The organism is Myxococcales bacterium, assembly GCA_016712525.1.
In the GTDB taxonomy this organism is placed as follows: domain Bacteria; phylum Myxococcota_A; class Polyangia; order Polyangiales; family Polyangiaceae; genus JAAFHV01.
Genome location: JADJQX010000008.1, coordinates 586678 through 611146 on the forward strand (window position 1 = coordinate 586678; position 24469 = coordinate 611146).

Sequence of the window (24469 nt, forward strand, 5' to 3'; positions counted from 1 at the left end):
GCGCGCGCCGCGGGAACATGAAACATCGTGAAACACGGCACGCCCACAAACGAGCACGGGCCACCCGAGGGCGGCCCGTCGTCGGAGCTCCGTTTCGCGGCGAGGGTCAGCGCGCGACGGGAAGCTTCGCCTCGTTCACGGCCAACATGCCGCCCGCCATGTTCACGAGCTTCGAGAAGCCCTTCTGAGCGAGCGCGGCTGCTGCGCGGCCCGACCGACCGCCGGAGCGGCACACGAGCACGACCTCGGAGGCCTTGTCCCACGACGCGGCCTTGGCCTCGACGGTCGCGAGGGGCACGAGCTCGGCCTCGGGGATGTGCCCGAGCTCACCCACGTACTCGTCGGGCTCGCGCACGTCGACGATGCGCACCGTGCCACGAGCGGCGTAGACGTCGGCGACGGTGGCGTCGCGGTAACCTTGGGCGTTCGGAGTCGCTTTTTCGTAGACCATGATCTTCTCTCTTTCGTGTCAGCCGAGGGCGACGTTGCCACACGCGCGGTTCGCCGGTACGGCCTCGTCGAGCTTCTTGGGTTTGGGGAGGTTCAGGCCGTTCATGATGGCGGCGAACTCTTCGCGGCTCTTGCCCGCGACGCGCGGATTGAGCCGCTTTTCCTCGCCGATCGTCGACTGGGTGAACCCTCGGTAGTCGTGCCCGGGGAGCACGACGGTCGAATCGGGGAGGGCGAAGAGCACTTTGGTGAGGGAGTCGTAGAGGGTATCGGGGCTGCCATTCTGGAAATCGGCACGACCGCAGCCGCGCACGAGCAAGGTGTCGCCCGTAAGCACGTGCCCGTTCACGAGGAACGAGAGCCCGTCGTCCGTGTGGCCGGGGGTCTCGAGGACCATGATGGCGAGATCCCCGAGGCGGACGACGTCGCCGTGCCGGAGCTTCTGATCGACGCACGGTGCGCCCACCGCGCTCGCACACGTCCAGGCGCCCGTGCGCTCCCGGAGGAGCCCAGCCGACGTCACGTGGTCGGCGTGCACGTGCGTCTCGAGCACGTGGGTGAGCCGGAGCCCGAGCTCGGAGACGAGCTTGAGGTCTCGCTCGAGGTGCTCACGCACCGGATCGACGAGCGCGGCCTCTCCCGAGACGTCGTCGGCGAGCAGGTAGGTGTACGTGGAGCTTTCCGTGTCGAAGAGCTGCCTCAGGAGCATGATCATCCCTCGTTCGTTGGGTCGGACCACCTCGACTTAGCGAAGCCCGTGCCAGACCCGTTCTCGGCCAATTTCAGCGACAATCGGGGCTCGGGTGCCCCTTCTTCGCCCGTGGGCGAAACAAGTTGAAACACGGCTCACGGGCCGAGGCGACGCTTGCGGCCCTCCTCGATGCCGAGCTCCCGCATGCGCCGCCACAACGTCACGCGGGAGAGCCCGAGGAGCTTCGCGGCCTGCTCTCGATTTCCGCGCGCCCGATCGAGCGCGGCGCGAATCTTTTTTTCGTCGAGCGCCTCGCTCGGGGCGTCGGAGGGCGTGGGCCCCTCGTCGAAGGACGCCGTCGACGTGGGCTCCGTCCCCGAGACCTCGGGCGGGAGGTGCTGGAGCTCGAGGCGCGGTCCGTCACCGACCACGTACGCGTACGAGAGCACGTTGCGGAGCTCACGCACGTTCCCCGGGAACGGGTAGCGAACGAGCGCGTCCAGGGCCGCGTCGCTCACGTGGGAGATCTTGCGGCGGCTGCGCACGTTCATCTCCTCGACGAGCTTCTCGACGAGGAGAGGGATATCCCCGGGCCGCTCGCGCAGGGCCGGCAAGAACAGTGGTATGACGCGGAGCCGGTACATGAGGTCTGCACGGAACCGACCCGCCTCGACCTCGCGCCGGAGCGCCCGGTGCGTCGCCGACACGACGCGCACGTCCACGGGGACGGGATCACGCGCCCCCACCGGGAAGACGGTCCGCGTCTCGAGCACGCGGAGGAGCTTCGCCTGGAGGTCGAGGGGGAGCTCGGCCACCTCGTCGAGGAAGAGCGTGCCCTTGTGCGCGAGCTGCATGTGGCCCGGCACGTCGCGGACAGCGCCGGTGAAGGCCCCCTTCGCGTGGCCGAAGAGCTCGCTCTCGAGCAGATTTCCCGGGAGCGCGGCGCAGTTGATGGCCCGGAACGGACCCTTCGCGCGAGGCGAGGAGGCGTGCACGGCCTGGGCGACGAGCTCTTTTCCGGACCCTGTCTCCCCTCGCACGAGGAGCGTCACGTCCTCGGCCGCGGCGCGCGAGATCAGGCGAAAGAGCTCGAGCATCTTCGGGTCGCGGGTCCACATGCCGTGGAAGAGCACCCGACCGTCCTCGCCGGCCGTGCCACCGTCCTCGAGCGTGACGAGGTAGCCGGCGTGCAGACCGCGGGGCTCGAGGGGCGTCGCGCGGACACGAAGGAGGCGGCCCTCGTCCGCGGGGTGGACGATCGTCGTCGCCACGGGGCGGCCTTCGGAGAGCGCCTCGGCGAAGGGTTTCCGCGCGCGGGTTCCACAAAGCACACGCGGCCCCGAGGCCCCTCTCGGGATCTCGGAGCCGAGGAGCGCCTCGGCGCCCGGCGTGACGAGCACGACGTCGAGGTCCGCGCCCAAGACGAGCGCGGGCCCGACGATGCCCCCTACCGCCGATCGAACGAGCTCGTCGGCCGACGCCTTCGTAGGCGCCACGTCAGGTCGACTTCGCGGGCGGTGGCGCGCCCGTGGCCTCGGCGAGCGGCTTCGGAGCCTGCGCCGTGACGTGTTGGATGAGCATGCCCACGGTCATGGCCGCGACGAACACGAGGGCCGAGCCCTGGCCGGCCGCGGCGCTGACGAGCGCGGGTCCCGGGCAGAACCCACCGAGCCCCCACCCGACGCCGAAGAGCACCGCGCCGAGCACGAGCTTCGCGTCCACGTCTTGGCGAGTCGGGAGGTGGAAGATGTCGGCCAGGAGCGGACGGCCGCGCTTCTGGACGAAGCGGTTCACCGTGAGGTGCACCGCGATCGCGCCACCCATCACGAACGCGAGGCTCGGATCCCAGTCCCCCGACACATTCAAAAACCCAATAACTTTGGACGGTTGCGTCATACCCGAGAGGCCGAGCCCCACGGCGAACACGAGGCCCGCCACGAACGCGAAGCCGAGCTCGCGCGCCTTGTTCTCTTTCGGCTGTTTCATCGAACGACTCCGAGCTTGTGGAAGACGAAGGCCGAGACGCCGCCGGCGGCCATGAAGGTGAGCGTGGCGACGAGCGAGCGCCCCGAGAAGCGTGAGAGACCGCAGACGCCGTGCCCGCTCGTGCACCCGTTGCCGAGGCGCGTCCCGAAGCCGACGAAGAGACCGGCGAGGACGACCCAGACCATCGGCAAGCTCGAGGCTCCGGTCGGGAAGCTCTGGGGCCTCACGAAGGCGAGCGCGAGGCCGCCGAGCAAGAGGCCACCGATGAACGAGAGGCGGAAGTCGCGGTCCGAGACGCCCTTCTGGAAGAGCCCGCCGTAGAGGCCGCTGATGCCCGCGACCTTGCCGTGCACGGCGAGGATGATGGAGGCCGAGATGCCGATGAGGATGCCGCCGATGCCGGAGGCGATGGGAGTGAAGTGGCTCATGGTTATCAGGTGGCTTTCGAGGTTTCGACGAGGGCTTTTTTCTCGCGCGAGGCGCGCACGAGGAACACCGTGGCGACGAGGACGACCAGCGCGACGGCGACCGGAGTGCCGATGTCGCGGAGCGCCCCTGCGGGGAGCTGCTTGCCGAGCAGGAAGACGCCCATGGCCAGCACGAGCCAGCCGAACGAGCGGCGCAAGGTCTCCGGGTTCGCGAGCTTGGCGAGGCGCGCGCCGACGAGGCTGCCCCCGACCGACATGCCCGTCACGACGAGGAGGAGCGGCCAGTGCAGCGACACCGTCGCCACGTGCCCCGCGAAGCCCGAGAGCGACTGCATCGCGATGACCATGAGAGACGTGGCCACGGCGCGAGGCATCGGCAAGCCCCCGAGGATCGACAGGGCAGGCACGACGAGGAAGCCGCCGCCGGCGCCCACGAGGCCCGACACCCCGCCGACCAGGAAGCCCAGGCCGAGCGCCTTCCCGATGGCCACGTCGTGAGGACCATCGCCACTCCCACCCCGTCGGCCGCGGAGCATCGCGATCGACGTCGCGAGCATCATGGTCGCGAAGAGCACGAGGAGCAGGGTGGCCGGGAGGTAGTGCGCGAGGCGACCCCCCACGTACGCGCCGGCCATTCCCGCGACGCCGAAGAGCCCGCCGACCCGATAGGCCACACGGCCCGCCCGGGCGTGCGCGACCATGCCGACGAGGCTCGTCGTGCCGACCACGAAGAGCGAGCTCGCGATCGCCTCCTTCGGATCGACCTTCGCCACGTACACGAGCATGGGGAGCGTGAGGATGGAGCCTCCCCCGCCGAGGAGGCCGAGGAGCACACCGATGATGCCTGCGAGGACGGCCGCGATGACCAACATGCCCGGTGGATTACACGTTTCGTGCCAGAAGCGGACTGGCGCCCTTCCCCGTGATTTCGGCGGGTTCCAATGTTTCATCACGTTTCACGCCCTCCTGCACGTTTCTCGAGCCGGCGGTCGAAAAGGATGCGTCGCGGAGGGTTCACCGAGGCGTCATCACGGCGACCGCATGCCTCGGCAGGCTCGGCGCATGCACGACGAACCGAGGCCCGAGGGCCACGCCCCCCCCACCGCGTCCACGTTCGCGGGCGAGGCTCCGGGCTCCCCGATCTTCTTCTTCACCGTCGCGCGGCTCGTGTTCGAGCCGTACGAGGCCTTGGCGAGCCTCGCAGGGCGCCTCGCCGGGTCACCCTCGAGCGTGACACGCCTCCGCTACGTGCTCGACGGAGAGCCGAGCTCACGGCGCCAGGACCTCGTCGCGTCGGCGCTCCGGGCGGGTGCCAAGCGGACCCACGAGCGGACCTCGACCTTCGCTCCGTCGTGGGGCGCGCGGGAGAGGGGCTCTCGACCGTGGCCCCCCGTGCCCTCCGCTTCTTGGGCCTCGACCCCACGAACGCCCCCGAGCCCTTCGCCACGTTCTGCCGCGCCGCCGAAGAAGACGACGACGAGCGCTCGTTGCGTGGCGAGCTGTCGGTCCTGCCCGTTCGACTTCCCGACATGTCTTACCTTCTCTTCTTCGACGACGGCGCGCGCGAGATCCTCCGGGTCGGTGTCGAGGACGTGGCGAACCGCGCCGAAGCCCCGGCCCCGCTCGGTGCGGACGAGCTCGAGCGGCTCGAGCGGGTGCTCGACGGCTCCGGTCGCAGGCGCGAAATCCCTCATGATTCGGCCCATCTCGCCTTGCACGCGCGCGCCGATGCGGGCAAGGTCGACCGATGCGCCGCAACGTGATCCTCGGGCGAGGCCTCGCCTTGGTTTTTGTCCTCTTCGCCGCCGGTGCGAGCGCGGGCGCGGGCTGTGGCAGCAGCGAGCCCGACTCGATCTTCGACGGCGGAGATCGCACCGACGCCACCACGACGAGCACGACCAACCCTCCCCCGCCCGGAACCTTCGATCCGACCGAGGGAGGCCCTCCGAAAGACGCCGACCCCGACGCGCTCGGGCGGCTCGCCGTGACACCGGCCAACGCGACGGTCCAGGTGACCATCGTGAACGGCGTCGTCACCGTGAACGCGCCCGTCACGTTCAGCGCGACGTACAGCGGCCAGCCCGTCTCCCCCGAGTGGCTCTTCGATCGCGGCGAGCTCGGCGACGTATCACCTGCGGGCGTCTTCAGCGCGAACGGGCGCAACGTCGGCGAGGGGACGATCACCGCGCGGTTCGGCGCACGCGAGGGCACCGCCAAGGTCAAGGTCGTGGTCGTGTCGCAGTCGAACGGCTCCACCGCGGGCGACGCGGGAGCCGGCAGCGGCGGCCTCGGAGGGGTCGGCGGAGAGCCGCTCGGTCCGGCGGTCGACGCCGCGATCGTCACCAAGCTGAAGACACAGTCGACGCTCCCGGCGACGCCCCAAGAGCTCGGGTTCCTCTACCCGTACGACAAGACCGTGTGGCCACGCGGCCTGCTCCCGCCGCTCCTCATGTGGCAGACCACGCGCGAGGCTACAGCCGTCTACGTGAAGCTCTCGCAGGGGAATTTCACCTTCGAGGGCACCTACTCGGTGGCCCAGCACGCCGCCGGGAGCGCGGCCCGGAGGCGCACCCGCATCGAGGAGGCCGCGTGGCGTACGGCCACGTCGGGCAACCAAGGGGACGACCTCTCCGTCGAGCTCCGCATCTACTCGGCAGCCGACGACAAGGTCTACGGCCCCATCAAGCAGACGTACAAGGTCGCCCCCGGGGTGCTCCGCGGCACCGTCTACTACAACTCGTACGACTCGAGGCTCACGGGCGGAACGGGCGATCCCACGGGGGGTGTCATCGCCATCCAGCCGCGCGCCCCCGACCCGGTGCTCGCCATCCCGGGCGCCGCCGGCAAATGCCACGTGTGCCACACCGTCTCGGCCGACGGGTCCACGCTCTTCGCCCAAGACGGGAAGCTCACCTACCCCGGCGCCGACGACTACCGCCGCGGGGCCGCGTACGACCTGCGCTCGGCGAGCTCGTACGCCACGCGCACCGTCTACGACGGCTCGGTCACCCCGGCCCACGACCGCAAATTTACCTGGTCCGCGCCCTACCCCGACGGCTCGTTCGCGCTCGTGAGCTCGCGTTTCACACGCGAGGCCTACCTCGCGTCGGATGCCCAGCTCGTCTCGCGCGCCGACGGGAGCCCGGTCACGAGCACCACGGGCCTCGCCGGTGTCGTGACGAGCGCCGTCACCCCGACGTTCGCCCCCGACGGCCGCAAGGTCGCCTTCAACTTCTGGGAGGGCGCGGGCGCGGGTGGCGTCACGGCCGGCGCGGGACGAAGCCTCGCCATGATGGACTTCGGCTGCGGCGCGGCCACGGGCGCCACGGCATGCAACCCCGCGTCACCGCGAGCCTTCTCGCGAATCCGTGAGGTCTACAAGGATCCGGCGCGCTACCCCTCGTGGCCGAGCTTCCTCCCGGACGGCAAGGCCGTGGTCTTCAACAACCAGCTCGTCGGCGGCGACTGCGGACCGGGCTCGGCTGGGGCCCGCGCGGTCGATCGCACGAGCATCCACAACTGCCAAATCACGACCTGGTTCGGCGCGAAATCCGAGCTTTGGCTCGCGCGCGACACCTCGCCCACGCAGGCGCGCAGGCTCGACGCCGCCAACGGCACGGGCTACCTGCCCACGAACGCCGACCACCCCAACGACGCCGAGCTCTCGTACCAGCCCACGGTGAACCCCGTGCCCTCGGGCGGGTACTACTGGGTCGTCTTCACGTCGCGCCGTATGTACGGAAACCTGCTCACGGACAAACCCTGGGGCCCCTCGGGCGACGGCGGCGGCCCGCAGAAGAAGCTCTGGGTCGCGGCCATCGACATCAACAACCCCACGGCCGCCGCCGATCCGAGCCACCCTGCGTTCTACCTGCCCGGGCAAGAGCTCTCGTCGGGCAACACCCGCGGGTTCTGGGTGGTCGATCCGTGCAAGCCGAACGGCACCTCGTGCGAGACCGGCGACGAGTGCTGCAACGGCTTCTGCCGCAAGAACAACGAGGCGGGTGGCCTCGTCTGCGGAGACAAGCCCCCGGGCACGACCTGCGTGCAGGAGCTCGAGAAATGCAGCGTCGACGCGGACTGCTGCGATCCGCGCCAGAAGTGCATCGCCGGCCGCTGCGCGTTCGAGTCGCCCATCCCGCGGTGATCGGGCGCCGTCACGAGCGAGCCCCGCGGGCCTACGGGCTCACGGGGCTCGTCGTCTTTCGAAGGTCGAACGTGTGGTGATCGTCAGACGAGCACGCCGGGCAGCGGACCGCCGCCGGAGCCGAAGCTCCCGAGGTTCGCGCCCATCGCGCGCGCGATCGACACCCAGAGCTCGCCGTGGCGGCGGCCGTTCGTGTCGATGACGCGGCCCGTACGCACGGCGCCGCCGCCCTTGCCACACACGATGAACGGCATGTTGTCGTGCGTGTGGGTGTTGCCGTCGGAGACCTCGGAGCAGATGACGACGAGGCTATGGTCGAGCATCGTGCCGCTGCCCTCGGGGCGCGCCGCGAGCTGCTCGAGCACGTACGCCGCCTGCGAGACGAACCACGTGCGCTGCGCCGTGTAGTCTGCAAACTTCGGATCCCCCGGATCGCCGTAGTGCGAGGCCTGGTGGCTGCGCATGTCGAAGTTGGGCTTGTAGAGAGGAGAGCCCGGGAACCGGCTCATGATGAGCTCGCTCGTGTGCTGCGAGCACTGGATGACGCCCACGCGCGTGAGGCCGCACGCCATCGCCTGCACCATGAGGTCGCTCTGGGCGCGGAGGATCTGCGGGAACGTGGCGGCGTCGTAGAGGTTCTGGCTCGTGAGTCCGGCGAGGTTCACGAGCGGGTTCTGGCACGACGCCGTGGGCGTGGCGCCGAGGCCCTTCACGCGCTTCTCGACGTCCCGGAGGGCCTCGAGGTGGAGATCGAGCTTCGCCTTCTCGACGTCGCCCGTGCGCTTTCGCAGCTCCTCGAGATCGGCGAAGGCCGTGTCGAGCACGCTCACGTCGTCGGGGTTCGGGCCGGTCGGCGCCCCGCCGCCGGGGTTCGCGTTCCCGAAGAGGCGAGAGAAGGCGGCGCGCGGATCGTCCTCGGGGGCGACGGTGGTGCCCGGGCCGACGTACGAGATGAACTTGTCGCCGCTCGCGTTGTTCTGCGCCGCCATGGCGCCGAGGTAGAGGTGCGAGACGGGCGACGCGCTGCCCACGTTGCGCGCGAGCCAGCGATCGATCGACTCGCCCCCACCTCCGTCGACGGCCGTGAGGAGCTTCTTCGCGCCACCCGGGTGGCTGCCCGAGTCGGTCGCGCCCATGCTCAGGCCGCGGAGGAAGATCGAGTCGTTCTTGAAGCGCGCGAGCGGCTGGAGGTTCTCAGAGAGCGTGAAATTCGTGTCGCTCCCGCTCGGGAACCACTTGCCCGCCGCACCACCCGGGTCGGGCACCCCGTCCGGAAAGTAGAAGAAGATCACACGCTTGCAGGGCCCGTTGGCCCCGTCGGCCGAGGCCGTCTTGAGGAGCCCCGCGAACGGCGACATCATGGCGGCGCCGAGGACACCACGGAGGAGCGAGCGGCGAGAGATGGGATTGCGGTTCATTTGCGCACCGTGAAGTCATCGGAGGAAACGAGGTCGACCAAGAGCTCGCGGATGTCTCCGCCCTTCGCAGCGAGACGGGCCTCGTAAGGCCGCGTCGTGCACATGTCGTCTTCCATCACACCGCGAGTGAAGCGGTAGAGCTGCTTCGCGACGCACGCCTCGGCGGCCTTGCTGGCCCCCAAGGTCTTCCCGAGCGTCGTGAGGTCGGAGAACGGCGCGCTCGTGCCCTTGCCGAGCCCTTCGACGTCGGTCATGTCGCCCTTCGCGTCGATGGGCTTGCCGTTCTCGGTGTCGCGGAGCTTGCCCATGGCGTCGAACCGCTCGAAGCCGAAGCCGACCGGGTCGATGTGTTTGTGGCAGCTCGCGCAGAAGGGGTTCGCCGTGTGCTGCGCGAAGCGGTCGCGCGTCGTGGCGTTGGGGTCGATCTTGGGCACACCCCCGACGTTCGGCGGCGGCGGCGGGAGCTCCTGGCAGAGCAGGTTTCGCCGCACGAAGAGGCCTCGGCGGATGGGCGACGACTGGTCGGAGTGCGACGTCGTCGCGAGCATGCCCGCGTGACCGAGGAGGCCCGAGCGGGCCCCGTCGGGGTAGGTCTGCTTCTCGAAGGCGGCCTTCGGCGCGGGCATGCCGTAGTGCTTGGCGAGCTCGGCGTCGACGAAGGTGTAGTTGGCCGTGAAGAGCTCCGACGCCTTGTGCGAGCCGTCGAACACGACGTGCGTGAAGAAGCGCGAAGTCTCCTCCCGCATCGACGCGCGGAGGGCCGGGGAGTCGTTCGGGAAGAGCGACGCTTGCTTCTCGACCTCGAGGACTTTGTCGGCCCCGGTCCACTGCGCGGCGAACTCACCGAGGTGCGCTCGGGTGCGGGGCAGCGAGAGGAGGCGCCGGGCCTCGCGCTCACGCCCTTCGCGAGTCGCAAGCTCCCCCTTCTCCGCGGCGGCGAAGAGCGCATCGTCGGGCATCGAGCCTGTGATCCCGTACGACATGGCCGAGGCGATCTCCCAGCCGGTGAGCGTGAAGGTCTCTCCCTTCTTCTCACCCACCTCGGATCGGTAGAGGAAGGCCGGCGACGTGAGCATGGCGCGGAGCGCATGGCGCGCGCTCTTCGTGCGGTCCGAGCCCGAGAGCGCGAGCGCTTCGTAGCGCTTCACCTCGTCGGCCGAGAGCGGGCGGCGGAAGACCTTGCGGCCCATGCGCCCGACGAAGGACTTCGCGCAGCCCTCGTCGACGTTCGCGCACGCGAGCAGCTTGGGCATGTCGGCGCCATCCGTGACGACCTTCGCCATGCGGAAGACCGCCTCCGACAGGGTCGCGCTCGTGACGCGCGACGGGCCGTGGTGATCGAAGAGGAAGCCCTCGGGCCTCGCCTCTTTCGGGTACGACGCGAACGCCGACGCGAGCAGGGTGTCGTTCGGCTTGGTCGTGCCGGAGCCGCCCTGACAGCTCACGTCGACGAGGCTGTTCTCTCCGCCGAAGCCGTCGGGGCCGCGGCGCGTGTTCGACGGGTCGGGGATCCAGTCTTTTTCGTCGAGGACGAGCTTGTACTGGTGCTGCCCGTTCGGGAGCTGCTTGTCGAGCGAGAAGACGTTGCCCATCTTCGACAGGGCGTATCCGCCGCCGGCGATCGTGCCCGGCCACCCGTTGAAGCTGCCCGCGACGTGCACCTTGGTGACGGAGCGCGCGCCCGGGTCGTACGTGAACCGAACGACGCCGCACGTGTCGGCCGGCGCGGGCGCGGAGGCCGAGGCGATCCCCAAGAGGTCCGCCACGGTGGCCTCGAGCTCGCGCCGCGAGAGGAGGCGGAGCCCACGCGCTTGGGGCTTCGGCGCCTCGCACACGACCTCGCCCTTGAACGTGTCGAGGATGTAGCGCGCGATCTGGGGAGGGCAGTCGCCGACGCACTTCTCGGGTGCGCCTTGCGGCATGCGCTCGTCGATGATCTTGACCAGCGTCTCTTCGCCGCGCGACCAATCGCGGAGGCCCGGGGCGACGCCGCCCTCGCCCTTCGCGCCGTGGCAGCTCGCGCAGAGGTCCTTGTAGAGGGCCTGGCCCTTCGTGACGTCGGCGACGTCCGAGCGCGTGGACTTGTCGTTGCAGCCGAGGGCGGTCGCGCCGACGACCGCGAGCAACCCGGCGATGAGGAATACACGCATGAGACCCTCCGCGCGTCACTCTATGGGGAGTTACGCGAAAGGCAACCCATTCGGCCTAAGGAGTGGACCCGCCCGCGAAATCAAAGGAGAATTTGCCGCACTTTGGCTCGTCGTCCGCTCGGCATCGCCGTCCTCGTGGTGTGCCTGTGGCCCACCTCGACGTGGGCCCAGGTCAACACGGAGGCCCTGCGACCGCGGGTGGTGGACGACGGCCTCTCGCTCGGCGCCGAGCTGTCCCTCGGGCTCGCCAAGGGAAACGTCGATTTTCTCGACCTCGGCGCCACGGTCCGTGTCGTCTACGAGACGCTCCGCGACAAAACCGACGAGCCGGGTCCACGCTTCTCGAGCCAACGGGTGTTCGTCATGGCGAGCGGGCGTTACGCCGAGCGCACGGCCCTCGGCGAGGAGACCGCGAAGCCCTACATCAGCCAGACGTTCGTGCACGCCCGGTGGACCGCCATGTGGCGCGAGCGCTTCGGCACCGAGGTCTTCGCGCAGGTGCAGACGAACGAGTTCCTGAGGCTCCGCTCCCGCGCGCTCGGCGGCACCGGCCTGCGCGTCGACCTCGTGCACCGCGAAGGGCTCCAGCTCTGGGCCGGGACGGGCACGATGCTCGAGCACAACCGGATCGACGTCGCGCCCGGCGCGCCCGACCCCGAGACGGAGCTCTCCCATAGGTCGACGAGCTATCTCGCGGTGCGCGCCGAGCCGCGCGAGAAGAGCGTCCTTTTTCAGCTGACGTCGTACCTGCAGCCCGCGTGGGCTCGCCCCGAAGATCTCCGCACGCTCACCGAGCTCGAGACGCAGGTCAAGGTCACCGACGTGCTGGCCCTGGGCCAAGCGCTATCGCTGCTCCACGACACCCGTCCTCCCACGGGCGTGCGACCGACCGACCTCCGTCTCACGGCGTCGGTGAAGGTCTCGTTCTGACAGGCCCATCGAGGGGCCTTCGCGGGAGCGCGCACCTTGCCCCCGATCTCCCGACATGGGGGTGGCACCTGCGTGACACGTTCACTCGAGCAGCGCGCCCGCACCGAACGAAATCGTAAGGGAAGGCCCCGGCTATCGAGCGTGGGAGCATGTACCATGAAAAATGGTGCGGTTCGCGGCCCGAGCACGACCGACCAAGGCGCAGAAAGCATGATCCCCGAAGACAAGACGCTCCCTGGAATCGGCCCTCAGCGAATCGTCGCCTCCGAGCGAGAGACCGTGCGCCCCGCGAAGGTCGCGGTCCCCGAGGCCCCCGAGAGCGCCGTCGTCGCGCGGGTCGCGCCTTCGTCGTCCCTTCCGCCCACGCCGGACGAGCCCATCTCCGAGGTGCGCCTCGTCGCGTCCGACGCCCCTCCGGCGTCGCGCACCCCGAGCACCCTCCCGATAAGCCGGGTCTCCCCGAAGAAGCGGCGGCGCGGGTCGGTCGTGGAGCGGATCGAGGTCAGCCGCAAAGACCCACGGCGCGAGGACGACTGACGCGCAGACCGCAGGTTGCGGTTGACGATGCACGGGCGAACCCCGCACGCTCTTCGGCGATGAGCCAGACGAAGACGGCGACGTGCATGTTGTGCGAGGCCTCGTGTGGGCTCGTCGTGAACGTGGGGCACGACGAGGGCGGGGTGCTCCGTGTGCTTCGCACCGAGGGCGATCGGGACGACCGATTCAGCCAGGGGTACCTCTGCCCGAAGGCGGCCGCCCTGGACGACGTGAGGCTCGATCCCGATCGCGTGACCGAGCCCATGCGACGCACGCGCGGAGGCTCGTTCACGCGTGTCACGTGGGACGCCGCCCTCGACGAGGCCTCCACGCGCCTCGCCGAGCTCCTCGACCGGCACGGCCCGCACGCCGTCGGCACGTACACGGGCAACCCGCTCGTGCACTCGTACGGCGGGATTTTGGGCTCGATCGTGCTCTCGCAGTCGATGGGATCCTACTCGCGTTTCTCGGCCACCAGCGTCGACCAGCTGCCGCACATGCTGGCGTCGTACCTGATGCTCGGCCACCAGACGCTCCTCCCCGTGCCGGATCTCGACCGGGTGTCCCACTTGCTCGTGCTCGGGGCGAACCCGCTCGTCTCGAACGGGAGCATCATGACCGCGCCGGGCACCAAGAAGCGCCTCGAAAGGCTCCGCGCGCGCGGGGGCAAGATCGTCGTCGTCGACCCGCGTCGCACCGAGACGGCCAAGGTCGCGGACGCGCACCACTTCATCGTCCCCGGGACCGACGCGCTCCTCTTGCTCGCGATGCTCGAGACGATCTTCGCCGAGGGGCTCGCGCGGCCCGAGCGCATGGGTGTGCCCTTCGTGGGGCTCGCGGAGCTCGAACGCACGGCGCGGCGCTACCCGGCCGAGCGTGTCGCCGACGCGGTGGGCATCCCGGCCGACACGATCCGCGGGCTCGGGCGCGCCCACGCGACGGCGAGCGGCGCTGCCTGCTACGCGCGCTTCGGCGCCTGCACCCAAGAGCACGGGGGACTCGCGGCGTGGCTCGCCCTCGCCCTCGACGCGGTCACCGGCAACCTCGATCGCCCCGGCGGGAAGATGCTCGCGACCCCCGCCGTCGACGTCGCGAAGCTCGCCTCCCGCCTCGGCATGCGCGGCAGCTACGCGAGGTTTCGAACGAAGGTGCGCGGCTTGCCCGAGTTCGGTGGAGAGCTCCCCGTCGCCGCGCTCGCCGAAGAGATCGAGTCCGAGGGACGCACCAAGATTCGCGCGCTCGTCACCATGGCCGGCAACCCCGTGTCGAGCGCACCGAACGGTCCGCGCCTCGGAAAGGCCCTCGAGACGCTCGACTTCATGGTGTCGGTCGATCTCTACCGCAACGAGACCACACGGCACGCGCACATCCTCTTGCCACCGACGTTCGGGCTAGAGCGAGACCACTACGACCTCGTGCTCTACGCATTCGCCGTGCGAAACGTCGCTCGGTACGCCGAGGCCCTCTTCGCCCCGAGGGGCGACACACGCCACGACTTCGACATCCTCACGGACCTCGCAGGGCGCGTGCTTTCGCGCCGCAATCCCACCATGAAGGGCCTCGCCGCTCGGGCCGTCGTCGGCTCCGCGCGCGCCATGGGCAGCCGTCGCATCCTCGATTTGCTCCTCCGCACCGGGCCCTACGGGACGTCGCTCGAAGCCCTCCGCGCCGAGCCCCACGGCGTCGACTTCGGCGCGCTCGAGCCCCGCCTCGCCGAGCTGCTCGAGGGGCGCCCCGTGGACCTCGCGCCGAAGCCGCTCGTCGAGGGGACCTCACGCCTCGATGCGCAGCTCGAACGCAGCACGCGGCGCGAAGGAGAGCTCCTCCTCGTGGGACGACGAGGCCTCCGCAGCAACAACTCGTGGATGCACAACGTGCCTCGCCTCACGCGCGGCGCCCCCGTCTGCACGCTGCTCGTGCACCCCGACGACGCCGCGCCCCGGGGCCTCGGCTCGGGAGACCGCGTCAAGGTCCGCTCGCGCGCGGGGGAGCTCGTCGCCACGGTGACGGTGAGCGACGAAATCGGCAAAGGTTCCGTGAGCTTACCTCACGGATACGGGCACTCCGCGACCGAGCTGCGAGTGGCGCGCGCCCTCGAGGGAGCGAACGTGAACGACGTGACCGACGAGACCCGCGTGGACACGCTCTCGGGGACAGCCGTGCTGAACGGTGTCCCGGTCACGCTCACGAAGCTTGCCGTCGGGGAGAGCTCGGCCGCCGAATAGGGCTCACGATCGACAAAAGCAAACGAGGGGCACCGTGGAGGCCACGGCGACCCTCGTCTCGTCGCGGAAGGGGATGGTCAGCCGCCGCCGGGGAGGCAGAGGCCGGTCATCGTGTTGCACGACGCGCCCGCCGCACAATCCGTCGGCTGGAGGCACGGGAAGACGCACTTCTGGAACTGGGTGTTGCACTTCGCGAGGCCGCAGCTCTGATCGGTCTGGCAGGGGAGCGCCATCGGGCCCGGCGTGGAGAGCGTCGCCGCGGTGGGAGCCGGGGTGGGCTGCTGGGGGACGCCGGGTTGCGGCTGATAGCCTCCCTGCTGCGGGTAGCCCTGCTGCGGCGGCTGCTGCGGGTAACCCTGCTGCGGGTAACCCTGCTGCGGGTAGCCCTGCTGCGGGTATCCGGGCTGCCCCGGCGCGCCGGTCTGCGGGGGCGCGGTTTCGTCCTGGCGAGCGCAGGCGGTGGTGGAGACGACGGCCGCGACGACGAGGGCGAGACCGGCCGCGACGGAGATGCGGGCCTTCGGAGACGAGGAGGTCATGGTCGAGTAGGTCCTTTCGTGCGCACGAAGGCCAGGACGGCACGCCCGAAGGGGCGAGGCTGCGAGGGGGCCATCGAGAGCGCCAAGCTACGGTATCACGCAACCCGTGCGACGGCGGCGCAACACGAGGCATTCAATCGAGGGCCCCGAGGCCTCGGCCTCCGCGAAAAAAAGAACCCCCGGCGGCCCTTCGGCTCCGGGGGTGCTCGCGCGGGCGGGGGGCGCGGCGCGCCTCAGGCCTCGACGATCGTGACCTTGTTCATCTTGACCGGCGACACCGGGCGATCGCTCGCGTCGGTGCGGGTCTTCTCGATCTTCTTCACGACGTCCATGCCCTCGACCACCTTGCCGAACACGGGGTGCTTGGACGGGCCGGGCGTGAACCAGTCGAGGTACGAGTTGTGGACCGTGTTGATGAAAAACTGGCACGATCCGCTGTTCGGTCGTCCCGTGTTCGCCATCGACAAGGTGCCGGGCTCGTTCGAGAGCTTGGCCGTGTGCTCGTCCTTGATGGTGCCCTTGGGGCCGTCGCCGGTGCCGGCGCGGGGGCTCTGCGGGTCTTTGCTGTGCGGGCAGCCGAACTGCAGCATGAAGCCGTCGATGACGCGGTGGAAGTGGAGCCCGTCGTAGAAGCCGCCCTTCGCGAGCTCCACGAAGTTGCCGGCCGTGAGGGGCATCTGGTCGATGAAGAGCTCGACCGTGATGGGGCCGAGCGACGTGTCGAGAATTGCCTTGGGGTTTGCCATCGGGGCGAAACCTTAGTGCACGGCGGGCCGCTCGGCGCCCCAAAAATGGAGGGGCCGGGCCCACGCCGCCCGACGCCACGCCGGTGTTTGCTATCGTCGGCCCGTGACCGACCACGCGCCCGCCATCGCCTACCTGACCGACGCCGAGGGCATGTGGTCGAAGGTCGAGAGCTTCTGCCGCGACAACCCTGTCGTCCGTCTCGACGATGCGGGCGCCCTCCACGTCGCGCCGGGGGGCCTCTTCGTCTTCGGAGGCGACACCGTCGATCGAGGACCGTACGGCCTTCGCATCGTGAGGGCGCTCGTCGACGCCAAACGCCGGCAACCCGACCAGGTCGTCTTGCTCGCCGGGAACCGAGACATCAACAAGCTCCGGCTGGCCCGTGAGCTCTCGGGCGAGACGCACCGCCGCGCGCCACCCGAGGCCTCCGGGTGGTCTCGGCCCGAGATGCTTCGGTTCCTGCTCGAGCACACGATGGGGGCCAAAGGGGCGTTCGAGCACCGCCGCGCCGAGCTCATGAGGGACGGAGGCAAGGCCACCGACGCCGACGTGGTGGAGAGCTACCTCGCCGACATCACCCCCGATGGCCCCCTCTTTACCTACCTCTCGATGGCGCGCCTCGCGTTCCGTGCCGGCGTCACCCTGTTCGTGCACGGAGGTGTGACGGACGCCTCGTTCGGGGTGGTCCCGGCGGCGCCCTCGCGAGGCGTGCCGGCCCTCCGTACCACGGACCTCGAAGCGTGGCTCTCGGGGCTCGAGACGTTCTACCGCGACGAGCTCTCGGCGTTCGTCGACGGCGGCCCGTACGACGCGCTCGTCGCCTACCAAGCGCCCGTCTCCGGGACACGGCTCAACCAGGCGAGCGTCGTCTACGGGCGACCCGCCGACGACCTCAATAACCCCGTCCTCATGCCCGAGGGCCTCCGCGAAGCGCTCGCGAGCCAGGGGATTTTCCGAGTGATCATGGGGCACACGCCCGTGGGAGACGTGCCCTGCGTGCTCCGGGACCGAAACCGTACGCTCGAACAGGTGAGCGCCGACTGCTCCCGCGGCCGCCACGACGACGCCCCCTGCGTGCTCGTCCGCGGCGACGTGCTCGAGGTGCGAGGAGTGGCCATCCTCGACGACGGCGAGCGCGTGGACCACTCGGCCACGTTCGACGCACGCGCCGACGCGAGCCCCCTCGGGACGGTGCTCGCGGGCTCCGGTCACTCCGTGCGGAGCCGCACGGCCGACGGGCGCTACGTGGCTGCGCGACTCTTCCCGGGGTTTCGCACCGAGCAGCTCGCCCTCTCGCCCGACGACCTCGAGCGCCGCGCCTCGGTGGAGTGAACGAGCACGAAGGCACGCGGGCCCGACGCCTCCGCGCCGAGCCCGACATGTCATGGCGAGAGGCCTCGCGCCGCGCTCAGAAGAAGCCCATGGGGTTCTTGTCGTAGCTCACGAGCACGTTCTTCGTCTGTTGGTAGTGATCGAGCATCATCTTGTGGGTCTCGCGCCCGATGCCCGACTGCTTGTAGCCGCCGAACGCCGCGTGCGCCGGGTAGAGGTGGTAGCAGTTCGTCCACACACGACCGGCCTGGATGGCGCGCGCGGCGCGGTAGGCCGTGTGCACGTCACGGGTCCACACGCCCGCGCCGAGCCCGAACGACGTATCGTTCGCGATGGCCATCGCGTCGTCGAAGTCCGAGAACGTCGTCGTGGCGACGACCGGCCCGAAGATCTCTTCTTGGAAGACGCGCATGCGGTTGTGCCCGCGGAGCACCGTCGGCATGACGTAGTACCCGCCGGAGAGGTCACCCGAGAGCTCCGCGCGCACGCCGCCGGTGGCGACCTCGCACCCCTCTGCCTTGCCGATCTCGATGTACGAGAGGATCTTCTCGAGCTGCTCCTTCGAGGCCTGAGCGCCCACGGTGGTCTCCGTGTCGAGCGGATCGCCGGGCACGTGTTTCTTCGTGCGCTCGGTCGCGTGAGCCAAGAACTCGCCCGCGAACGAAGCCTGGACGAGCGCACGCGACGGGCAGGTGCACACCTCGCCCTGGTTCAACGCGAACATGTTGAAGCCCTCGAGGGCCTTCTCGTAGAAGGCGTCACGCTCGCGGCCCACGTCGGCGAAAAAGACGTTGGGCGACTTTCCGCCGAGCTCGAGCGTCACCGGGATGAGGTTCTCGGACGCGTAGCTCATGATGAGGCGCCCGGTGCTGGTCTCGCCCGTGAACGCGATCTTGGAGATCCGGTTCGACGAGGCGAGCGGCTTGCCGGCCTCGAGGCCGAACCCGTTCACCACGTTGAGCACACCGGGCGGCAGCAGATCGCCCACGATCTCGAGCCACTTCAAGATCGAGAACGGCGTCTGCTCGGCCGGCTTCAGCACCACGGCGTTGCCCGCCGCGAGCGCGGGGGCGAGCTTCCATGCGGCCATGAGGAGCGGGAAATTCCAGGGAATGATCTGCCCGACCACGCCGAGCGGCTCGTGGAAGTGGTACGCCACCGTGCCGTCGTCGAGCTCGGCGCACGTCCCCTCTTGGGCGCGCACGCACGCCGCGAAGTACCGGAAGTGATCGATCGCGAGAGGGATGTCGGCGGCGAGCGTCTCGCGGACGGGTTTTCCGTTGTCCCACGTCTCGGCGACCGCGAGGGCCTCGAGGTTCTGCTCCATGCGATCGGCGATGCGGCTCAGCACCATGGCGCGCTCCGCGACGGGCTTCTTGCCCCACGCGACCTTGGCCCGGTGGGCCGCGTCCAGCGCGAGCTCGATGTCCTCGGCCGTGGAGCGGGGGATCTCGCAGAAGGGGCGCCCGTTCACGGGAGAGACGTTCTCGAAGTACTGCTCGCGGCGAGGCGGGAGCCAGATGCCATCGATGTAGTTTGCATAACGCGATCGAAACTCGACCTTCGATCCGGGCTGATTGGGGGCAACGTATTTGGTCATGGTTCTCTCCGTTCGTTGCCCTGCGAAGAGCACACCTCGTGCCGCGCGATTCTCGGGGAATTTCGGCCTTTGGCGCACCGCGTGATGTAGCGAATCGCTCCACCTCGTGGGACAGTGTCGCTCCTTTCGCTCCAGCTCTTGGACACACGCCGATGGCGTCGTACGACAAGGGAGGGAACGAGGCTCGCCGCGCGACGCCCTCTTTCCAGCGACGGAGAGTGACACGCCGATGTTGACGTTGCCGGAGCCTGAACGAGAGCTGTGGGAGCGGTTCGTGAGCCGAGGTCGGGTGCTCGCGTCGCACCCCGTGCTCACGCGATGGAAGCGGGCGCTCTCCCTCGGCGTCGCCGCGGACGTGGTGGCGAAGCCCTCGGGGCTCGACGGCGCCCGGCTCCGTGAGCGACGAGAGCGCTGCGATACGCTGCTCGAGGAGGGCCTCCCCATCGTCGACCCGATGGCGAGCGAGCTCGACGCCCACGGGCTGCTCGCGGTCCTCACCGACGAAGAGGGCATCATCCTCGCGAGCCGTGGCGGAGGGGTGTTCGTGGGCCGCGCGGAGGCGGCGCGCCTCGTCGAGGGCGCCCGGTGGGACGAGCCCGAGCGCGGCACCAACGCGATCGGCACCGCCATCGCCGAGGCGGTCCCCGTGTGCGTCGTGGGGCGCGCCCACTTCGAGCGCGCGAACCACGGGCTCGTCTGCTACGCGACCCCGGTGCACGACGCCGCCGGGCGGCTCGTGGGCGTGCTCAACGTTTCCGGGCCGGTCGAGGCGCACAACCCCTACGCCAAGCTCGCCGTGCTCGCGTCCGGGCGGGCGATCGAGCGGGCGCTACGGGCGCGCGCGTTCGGAGAGGCCGTCCCCGGCGGCATCGACGTGCTCACGCGGCTCGCCGATCGCGCGTCCACCCCGACGTACGTGACGGGCGCGCGTGGCGAGCTCCTTCATCGAAACGAGGGCGCGCGCGCGCTCGGGCGGGCCGAGGGCCTCGACGCCGTCCTCGAGCAGCTCTCGTGCTCTCCCGAAGCGCGAGCCCGCGAGGTCGACCTCGGGCGCAGGTTCGTGGCCCACCCCGAGCCGCTCTTCTCCCGCGACGGCGCGCGGATCGGCACGATCGTGCACCTGGAGCCCGCACAAGGCCGCGCTCCCTCGCGACCGCCCCGGGCAAAGGCATCGGCCTTCGACACGATCCTAGGCTCGGACCCGTCGATCGTGGCGGCCAAGAACGCCGCCGAGCGGTTCGCGCGCACCGATCTCACCGTGCTCCTGCTCGCCGAGACGGGCACGGGGAAGGAGCTCTTCGCGCGCGCCATCCACGCCGAGAGCCCTCGCAAGGGCGGGCCCTTCGTGGCCATCAACTGCGGCGCGGTCACCGAGTCGCTCGTCGCGAGCGAGCTCTTCGGGTACGGCCCCGGCGCCTTCACGGGCGCGAGGCCTCAGGGCCAAGACGGAAAATTCGCGGCCGCCGCCGGAGGCACCCTCTTCCTCGACGAGGTCGCCGAGCTGCCCGCTTCGGCGCAAGCGGCGCTCCTCCGTGTGCTCGAGGACGGCACCTACTCACGCGTCGGAGAGAACGACGTCCGGCGCGCGAACGTACGCATCGTGTGCGCGACGTGCCGCGATCTGCCGGCGATGGTCGAGGCCGGGGCCTTCCGGAGAGACCTTTACTTCCGCATCAAGGGAGCGAAGGTGTCGCTCCCTCCCCTCCGTGCACGCGCCGACGTACGCGAGCTCGCCCGAGAGCTCGTCGCCGCGCTGTCGCAGGGGCGTGCGTCGTCCTTGCTCCCCGAGGCCGAAGAGGCGCTCGCCCTCTACGATTTCCCCGGCAACGTGCGCGAGCTCAAGACCGCGCTCACGTACGCCCTCGCGCTCTCCGACGGCGGCCCCATCGGCGAGGAGCACCTCCCCGACGACATACGCGAGGCCACTCCCCCACCCGCGCCCCTGGTCTCTCCCCTCCCCGACCGCCGTGAAGGGGCGCGCGCCACCGCCGAACGCGACGCTCTCCGCGCGGCGCTCGACGGCGCACGCGGCAACATGAGCGAGGCCGCGAGGCAGCTCGGCGTCGCCCGGAGCACCCTCTACCGGATGCTCGTTCGCCATAAAATTCCTGCGCCTTGACAAAGGTCAGACCTATTGTAGAGCGTCGTCATGCCCAATGGAGTTCTCTGGTCCGAGGCCTTCGGCCTCCTCCCCGTGCGCGAACGCCTGAACGACACGTGGCTCACGCTGCGGGGCGATAGCCACACACCGAAGACGAAGTTCGGTCCGAGCAGCCTTCGCATCTTCCGCCCCGAGCAGGCGATGAAGCTCTGGCTCGGCGCGTGGGCCGAGCGGCGCCGCGCCGTCGTCTACAACCTCTTCAACCACACCCCCACGCCGGCGAGCGAGGGGTGGAGCGTCCGCAAGACCCAGGTGCGCGACTTCCGCGGGGGCACACTCACGTACGACAGCCACAACGGCACCGACTTCGCGATCCCCCTCGGCACGCCCGTGGTCGCGCCCGCGGCCGCGCGCGTCGGCTACGTGACGAGCGAGTTCAACCGAGGCGGTCTGAAGGTCGTGCTCGACCACGGCGACGGGCTCGTGACCACGCACGCGCACCTCGCGCGATCGCTCGTGCGTCCGGGCCAGCGGGTGGCGCGCGGCGAGCCCTTCGCGCTCTCGGGCATGAGCGGGCTGAACGGCTTCCTCTTCTTCCCGTGGGAGAGCCCGCACCTCCACATGAACGTGCTCTTCCGCGGCGTCGCGGTGGACCCCTTCGCCTGCGAGGGAAAGAACCTGTGGAACGCGCGCGAGCCCTTGCCCACGGCACCCGAGGCCTCACGGGAGGTCCCCGCCTCGCGCTGGGACGAGGCCGCGATCGACGACGAGATCCGCGCGTGTGCCCACCCGGCTCAACGCGAGGCGCTACGGGCGATCCCCGATCTCGAGCTCCGCGCCACGGCGCTCTTGCACGACCGCCACTACTACCCGACGCGGTTCACGAAGCACCACGCCCTCTACCTTGGCGAGGGAGAACCCGCGGGGCGCCTCGCTCTTCCGTTCTCGCCCCGCGACGTCGACGGCATGGCCTTCCCGAGCTGACTCGCGCGCGCGACCGCCGTGCTCCGTCGACACGATCAGTAGCGTTCGAAGGAGAGGGTCTCCCGCGTGACGTCGTCGGCCGTCCAGCTCCCCGGGCCCGTGTGCTCGCGCGCGTACTCGGTCAGATCGCAGCGCAGCGTCGTGTAGGGCCGCCGCGGCTCCGGGAGCTCCGTCGTGAACGTGGGCGTTTCGGCGAGAGTCGTCTCCATGCGCTTCACCATCGGGCAACCTCCTTCGCGCCTCATGACGTACCGAAGTCGGGCCCCGAGGTGAAACATTCGGCGTCGGGTTTGTGGGTCGATGTAAGCGTAACGAATCGACTCAGAAATAGGCGTCCTGCATGTCGAGGGTGGTCGTGTCGAGCGACGCGAGCAGGTCGAAGAGCGGCCTCGTCCGCGGGAGCTCGTGCACGAAGAAGAACCTGCAGGCCGCACGCTTCCCTCGTAGAAAATCGGCGCGCTCGCCGACGCCCTCACCGTCCCCGGCCGCGAGCGCGAGCTCGAGCCACATCCACGCGACGACCACGTGGCCGACGGCCTCGAGGTAGGCCGTGGCGTTCGCGAGGGTGCGCGCCGGATCCCCCGCACCGAAGAGCGTGGCGGTCACCTCCGACGTACGCGCGACGGCCGCCCCGAGCTCGGCCCCGAAGCGGGCGCGCTCGTCCTTCGTCTCGGCCGCGCGCGTGATGGTGGCCTGCATGCGCGACGCGAGCACGAAGAGCGCTCGCCCGCCCTGCATGGCGGCCTTCCGACCGAGCAGATCCTGAGCCTGGATACCGTGCGTGCCCTCGTGGATCGGGTTCAGGCGGTTGTCGCGGTACATGCGCTCGACGGGGTAGTCGCGCGTGTAGCCGTACCCACCGTGCACCTGGATCGCGAGGCTCGTGCCCTCGAGCGCGTGCTGGGACGGCCAGCTCTTCGCGATGGGGGTGAGGATCTCGAGCAGGAGCGCCGCCTCGTCGCGCGCCTCCTTCGTCTCGGCCGAGCGGGTGTCGTCGACGAGCTTCGCGCAGTAGAGCCCGAGGGCGAGCCCCCCTTCGGCGTAGGCCTTCTGCGCGAGCAACATGCGCCTCACGTCGGCGTGCTCGACGATGGGCACCTGGGGCGTCGACGCATCCCGCTCGCCGAGCCTTCGCCCCTGCGGGCGGCTCCTCGCGTAGGCGAGCGCGTGGAGGTAGGCCGTCGCGCCGAGCGCCGAGGCCCCGAGCCCCACCATGATCCGCGCCTCGTTCATCATGTGGAACATGCACCGCATGCCGCCGTGGAGCTCTCCGAGCAGATAGCCCACGGCCCCGGGCGCGCCGCCCGGCGTGTGTTTTCCGTCGCCGAACGCGAGCAGCGTGTTCACCGTGCCTCGGTAGCCCATCTTGTGGTTGAGGCCCGCGAGCGACACGTCGTTGCGCTCGCCCCGAGCACCGTCCGGCGAGACGAGCCACTTGGGCACCACGAAGAGCGAGATGCCCTTCGTCCCCTTCGGGCCGCCCGGCACCTTGGCGAGCACGAGGTGCACGATGTTCTCCGACAGCTCGTGGTCCCCGCCCGAGATCCACATTTTGTTGCCGAAGAGCCGGTACTCACCGGGCCGCTCGGGCACGGGCTCGGCGCGGGTCGTGATGTCACCCACGCTGGAGCCGGCGTGCTCCTCCGACAGGCACATGGTCCCGAAGTAGCGCCCCTCGAGCATGGGCTTCGCGTAGGTGTCGATCTGCTCGCGCGAGCCGTACGCGACGAGCAGGTTGGAGGCGCCGAGCGTGAGCAACGGGTAGGCCGCCGTCGCCGTGTTCGCCGCGAGAAAATAGGCAAAGCCGGCCTTCTCGACGCACATGGGGAGCTGCATGCCGCCGAGGTCGGCGTCGTGGCCTGCGGTGTAGAGACCGGCCTTCGCGAAGGCGTCGAGAGCGACGCCGACCTCGGCCGGCAGGACGACCTTCTCACCGTCCCAGTGGGGCTCTCGTTCGTCGGAGGTGCGCGCGTGCGTCGCGAAGAGCTCGGTCGCGATGCGCTCGCACGTGTCGAGGACGGCGTCGAACGTCTCGCGCGAGTGGGCCGCGTATCTCTCACGCCGTGTGAGGGCCTCGACGTCGAGCCAGTCGTAGAGAAAGAACGCGAGGTCGCGGCGCCGGAGGACGTTCATCGCCCGGAGGAGAGTCGCTCGGCGACCGACGCGCAAGCCCCAATTCGAGCGTCACCGCCGCCACGCCACAC

General features: G+C 70.0%; 21 protein-coding genes. 8 read left to right on the top strand and 13 right to left on the bottom strand.

All coding sequences use genetic code 11. From position 1 onward, the window contains the following. Nucleotides 1-106 precede the first annotated feature (106 nt). The 6 genes from IPK71_31915 to IPK71_31940 all read right to left on the bottom strand — a co-directional run bounded on the left by IPK71_31915 (nucleotide 107) and on the right by IPK71_31940 (nucleotide 4427). The gene (locus tag IPK71_31915) at nucleotides 107-451 is read right to left on the bottom strand and encodes a rhodanese-like domain-containing protein (GenBank protein ID MBK8218361.1); all 345 of its coding nucleotides are present in this window, start codon (nucleotides 449-451) and stop codon (nucleotides 107-109) included. 18 nt (nucleotides 452-469) lie between these two features. Then, nucleotides 470-1159, bottom strand: coding sequence for an MBL fold metallo-hydrolase (locus IPK71_31920; GenBank protein MBK8218362.1), 690 nt, complete (start codon nucleotides 1157-1159; stop codon nucleotides 470-472). A gap of 137 nt (nucleotides 1160-1296) precedes the next feature. Continuing rightward, a complete protein-coding gene (locus IPK71_31925) occupies nucleotides 1297-2259 on the bottom strand; it encodes a sigma 54-interacting transcriptional regulator (GenBank protein MBK8218363.1) in 963 nt (320 codons plus the stop codon). 379 nt (nucleotides 2260-2638) lie between these two features. Further along, a complete protein-coding gene (locus IPK71_31930; GenBank protein MBK8218364.1) occupies nucleotides 2639-3127 on the bottom strand; it encodes a YeeE/YedE family protein in 489 nt (162 codons plus the stop codon). Next, entirely contained in the window at nucleotides 3124-3555 is a 432-nt protein-coding gene (locus IPK71_31935) for a YeeE/YedE family protein (protein ID MBK8218365.1), read from the bottom strand. The genes IPK71_31930 and IPK71_31935 overlap by 4 nt, the downstream gene beginning before the upstream one ends. A gap of 5 nt (nucleotides 3556-3560) precedes the next feature. After that, entirely contained in the window at nucleotides 3561-4427 is an 867-nt protein-coding gene (locus IPK71_31940) for a sulfite exporter TauE/SafE family protein (protein MBK8218366.1), read from the bottom strand. Between the two features lie 510 nt (nucleotides 4428-4937). On the opposite strand from IPK71_31940, the gene IPK71_31945 reads away from it, so the two are divergent. Continuing rightward, the gene (locus tag IPK71_31945; GenBank protein MBK8218367.1) at nucleotides 4938-5318 is read left to right on the top strand and encodes a hypothetical protein; all 381 of its coding nucleotides are present in this window, start codon (nucleotides 4938-4940) and stop codon (nucleotides 5316-5318) included. Beyond that, nucleotides 5303-7702: a hypothetical protein gene (locus IPK71_31950; GenBank protein ID MBK8218368.1), complete on the top strand. Its 2400-nt coding sequence runs from the start codon at nucleotides 5303-5305 to the stop codon at nucleotides 7700-7702. The genes IPK71_31945 and IPK71_31950 overlap by 16 nt, the downstream gene beginning before the upstream one ends. An 83-nt stretch (nucleotides 7703-7785) precedes the next feature. On the opposite strand, the gene IPK71_31955 is transcribed toward IPK71_31950, so the two are convergent. Both IPK71_31955 and IPK71_31960 read right to left on the bottom strand, forming a co-directional pair. Next, nucleotides 7786-9120, bottom strand: coding sequence for a DUF1552 domain-containing protein (locus IPK71_31955; protein ID MBK8218369.1), 1335 nt, complete (start codon nucleotides 9118-9120; stop codon nucleotides 7786-7788). Next, nucleotides 9117-11270 (bottom strand): DUF1592 domain-containing protein, encoded by a 2154-nt coding sequence (locus IPK71_31960; protein ID MBK8218370.1) that lies wholly within the window; start codon nucleotides 11268-11270, stop codon nucleotides 9117-9119. Before IPK71_31960 ends, IPK71_31955 begins: the two co-directional genes overlap by 4 nt. A 102-nt stretch (nucleotides 11271-11372) precedes the next feature. Here IPK71_31960 and IPK71_31965 point away from each other — a divergent pair, with 102 nt between their 5' ends. The 3 genes from IPK71_31965 (at nucleotide 11373) to IPK71_31975 (ending at nucleotide 14962) form a co-directional block, all read left to right on the top strand. Then, nucleotides 11373-12200, top strand: coding sequence for a DUF481 domain-containing protein (locus IPK71_31965; GenBank protein MBK8218371.1), 828 nt, complete (start codon nucleotides 11373-11375; stop codon nucleotides 12198-12200). A gap of 210 nt (nucleotides 12201-12410) precedes the next feature. Then, the gene (locus IPK71_31970) at nucleotides 12411-12737 is read left to right on the top strand and encodes a hypothetical protein (protein MBK8218372.1); all 327 of its coding nucleotides are present in this window, start codon (nucleotides 12411-12413) and stop codon (nucleotides 12735-12737) included. A 59-nt stretch (nucleotides 12738-12796) separates the two neighbouring features. Continuing rightward, nucleotides 12797-14962, top strand: coding sequence for a molybdopterin-dependent oxidoreductase (locus tag IPK71_31975; protein ID MBK8218373.1), 2166 nt, complete (start codon nucleotides 12797-12799; stop codon nucleotides 14960-14962). Between the two features lie 77 nt (nucleotides 14963-15039). On the opposite strand, the gene IPK71_31980 is transcribed toward IPK71_31975, so the two are convergent. Both IPK71_31980 and IPK71_31985 read right to left on the bottom strand, forming a co-directional pair. Further along, complete coding sequence (locus tag IPK71_31980; GenBank protein ID MBK8218374.1) at nucleotides 15040-15501, bottom strand: hypothetical protein; 462 nt, start codon at nucleotides 15499-15501, stop codon at nucleotides 15040-15042. Nucleotides 15502-15734: 233 nt separating this feature from the next. Beyond that, the gene (locus IPK71_31985; GenBank protein MBK8218375.1) at nucleotides 15735-16247 is read right to left on the bottom strand and encodes a peptidylprolyl isomerase; all 513 of its coding nucleotides are present in this window, start codon (nucleotides 16245-16247) and stop codon (nucleotides 15735-15737) included. A gap of 103 nt (nucleotides 16248-16350) precedes the next feature. Between IPK71_31985 and IPK71_31990 the strand changes: the two genes are divergently transcribed. Then, nucleotides 16351-17580: a metallophosphoesterase gene (locus IPK71_31990; protein MBK8218376.1), complete on the top strand. Its 1230-nt coding sequence runs from the start codon at nucleotides 16351-16353 to the stop codon at nucleotides 17578-17580. A gap of 76 nt (nucleotides 17581-17656) precedes the next feature. On the opposite strand, the gene IPK71_31995 is transcribed toward IPK71_31990, so the two are convergent. Then, nucleotides 17657-19180 (bottom strand): aldehyde dehydrogenase family protein, encoded by a 1524-nt coding sequence (locus IPK71_31995; GenBank protein ID MBK8218377.1) that lies wholly within the window; start codon nucleotides 19178-19180, stop codon nucleotides 17657-17659. 229 nt (nucleotides 19181-19409) lie between these two features. Here IPK71_31995 and IPK71_32000 point away from each other — a divergent pair, with 229 nt between their 5' ends. Continuing rightward, nucleotides 19410-21299 (top strand): sigma-54-dependent Fis family transcriptional regulator, encoded by a 1890-nt coding sequence (locus IPK71_32000; protein ID MBK8218378.1) that lies wholly within the window; start codon nucleotides 19410-19412, stop codon nucleotides 21297-21299. A gap of 30 nt (nucleotides 21300-21329) precedes the next feature. Further along, nucleotides 21330-22265 carry a M23 family metallopeptidase gene (locus IPK71_32005; GenBank protein ID MBK8218379.1) on the top strand — a complete coding sequence of 312 codons (936 nt, stop codon included), beginning with the start codon at nucleotides 21330-21332 and terminating at the stop codon, nucleotides 22263-22265. Between the two features lie 35 nt (nucleotides 22266-22300). On the opposite strand, the gene IPK71_32010 is transcribed toward IPK71_32005, so the two are convergent. Both IPK71_32010 and IPK71_32015 read right to left on the bottom strand, forming a co-directional pair. Then, nucleotides 22301-22486 (bottom strand): hypothetical protein, encoded by a 186-nt coding sequence (locus tag IPK71_32010; protein ID MBK8218380.1) that lies wholly within the window; start codon nucleotides 22484-22486, stop codon nucleotides 22301-22303. Nucleotides 22487-22586: 100 nt separating this feature from the next. Continuing rightward, nucleotides 22587-24398 (bottom strand): acyl-CoA dehydrogenase, encoded by a 1812-nt coding sequence (locus IPK71_32015; protein MBK8218381.1) that lies wholly within the window; start codon nucleotides 24396-24398, stop codon nucleotides 22587-22589. Between the last annotated feature and the right edge of the window lie 71 nt (nucleotides 24399-24469).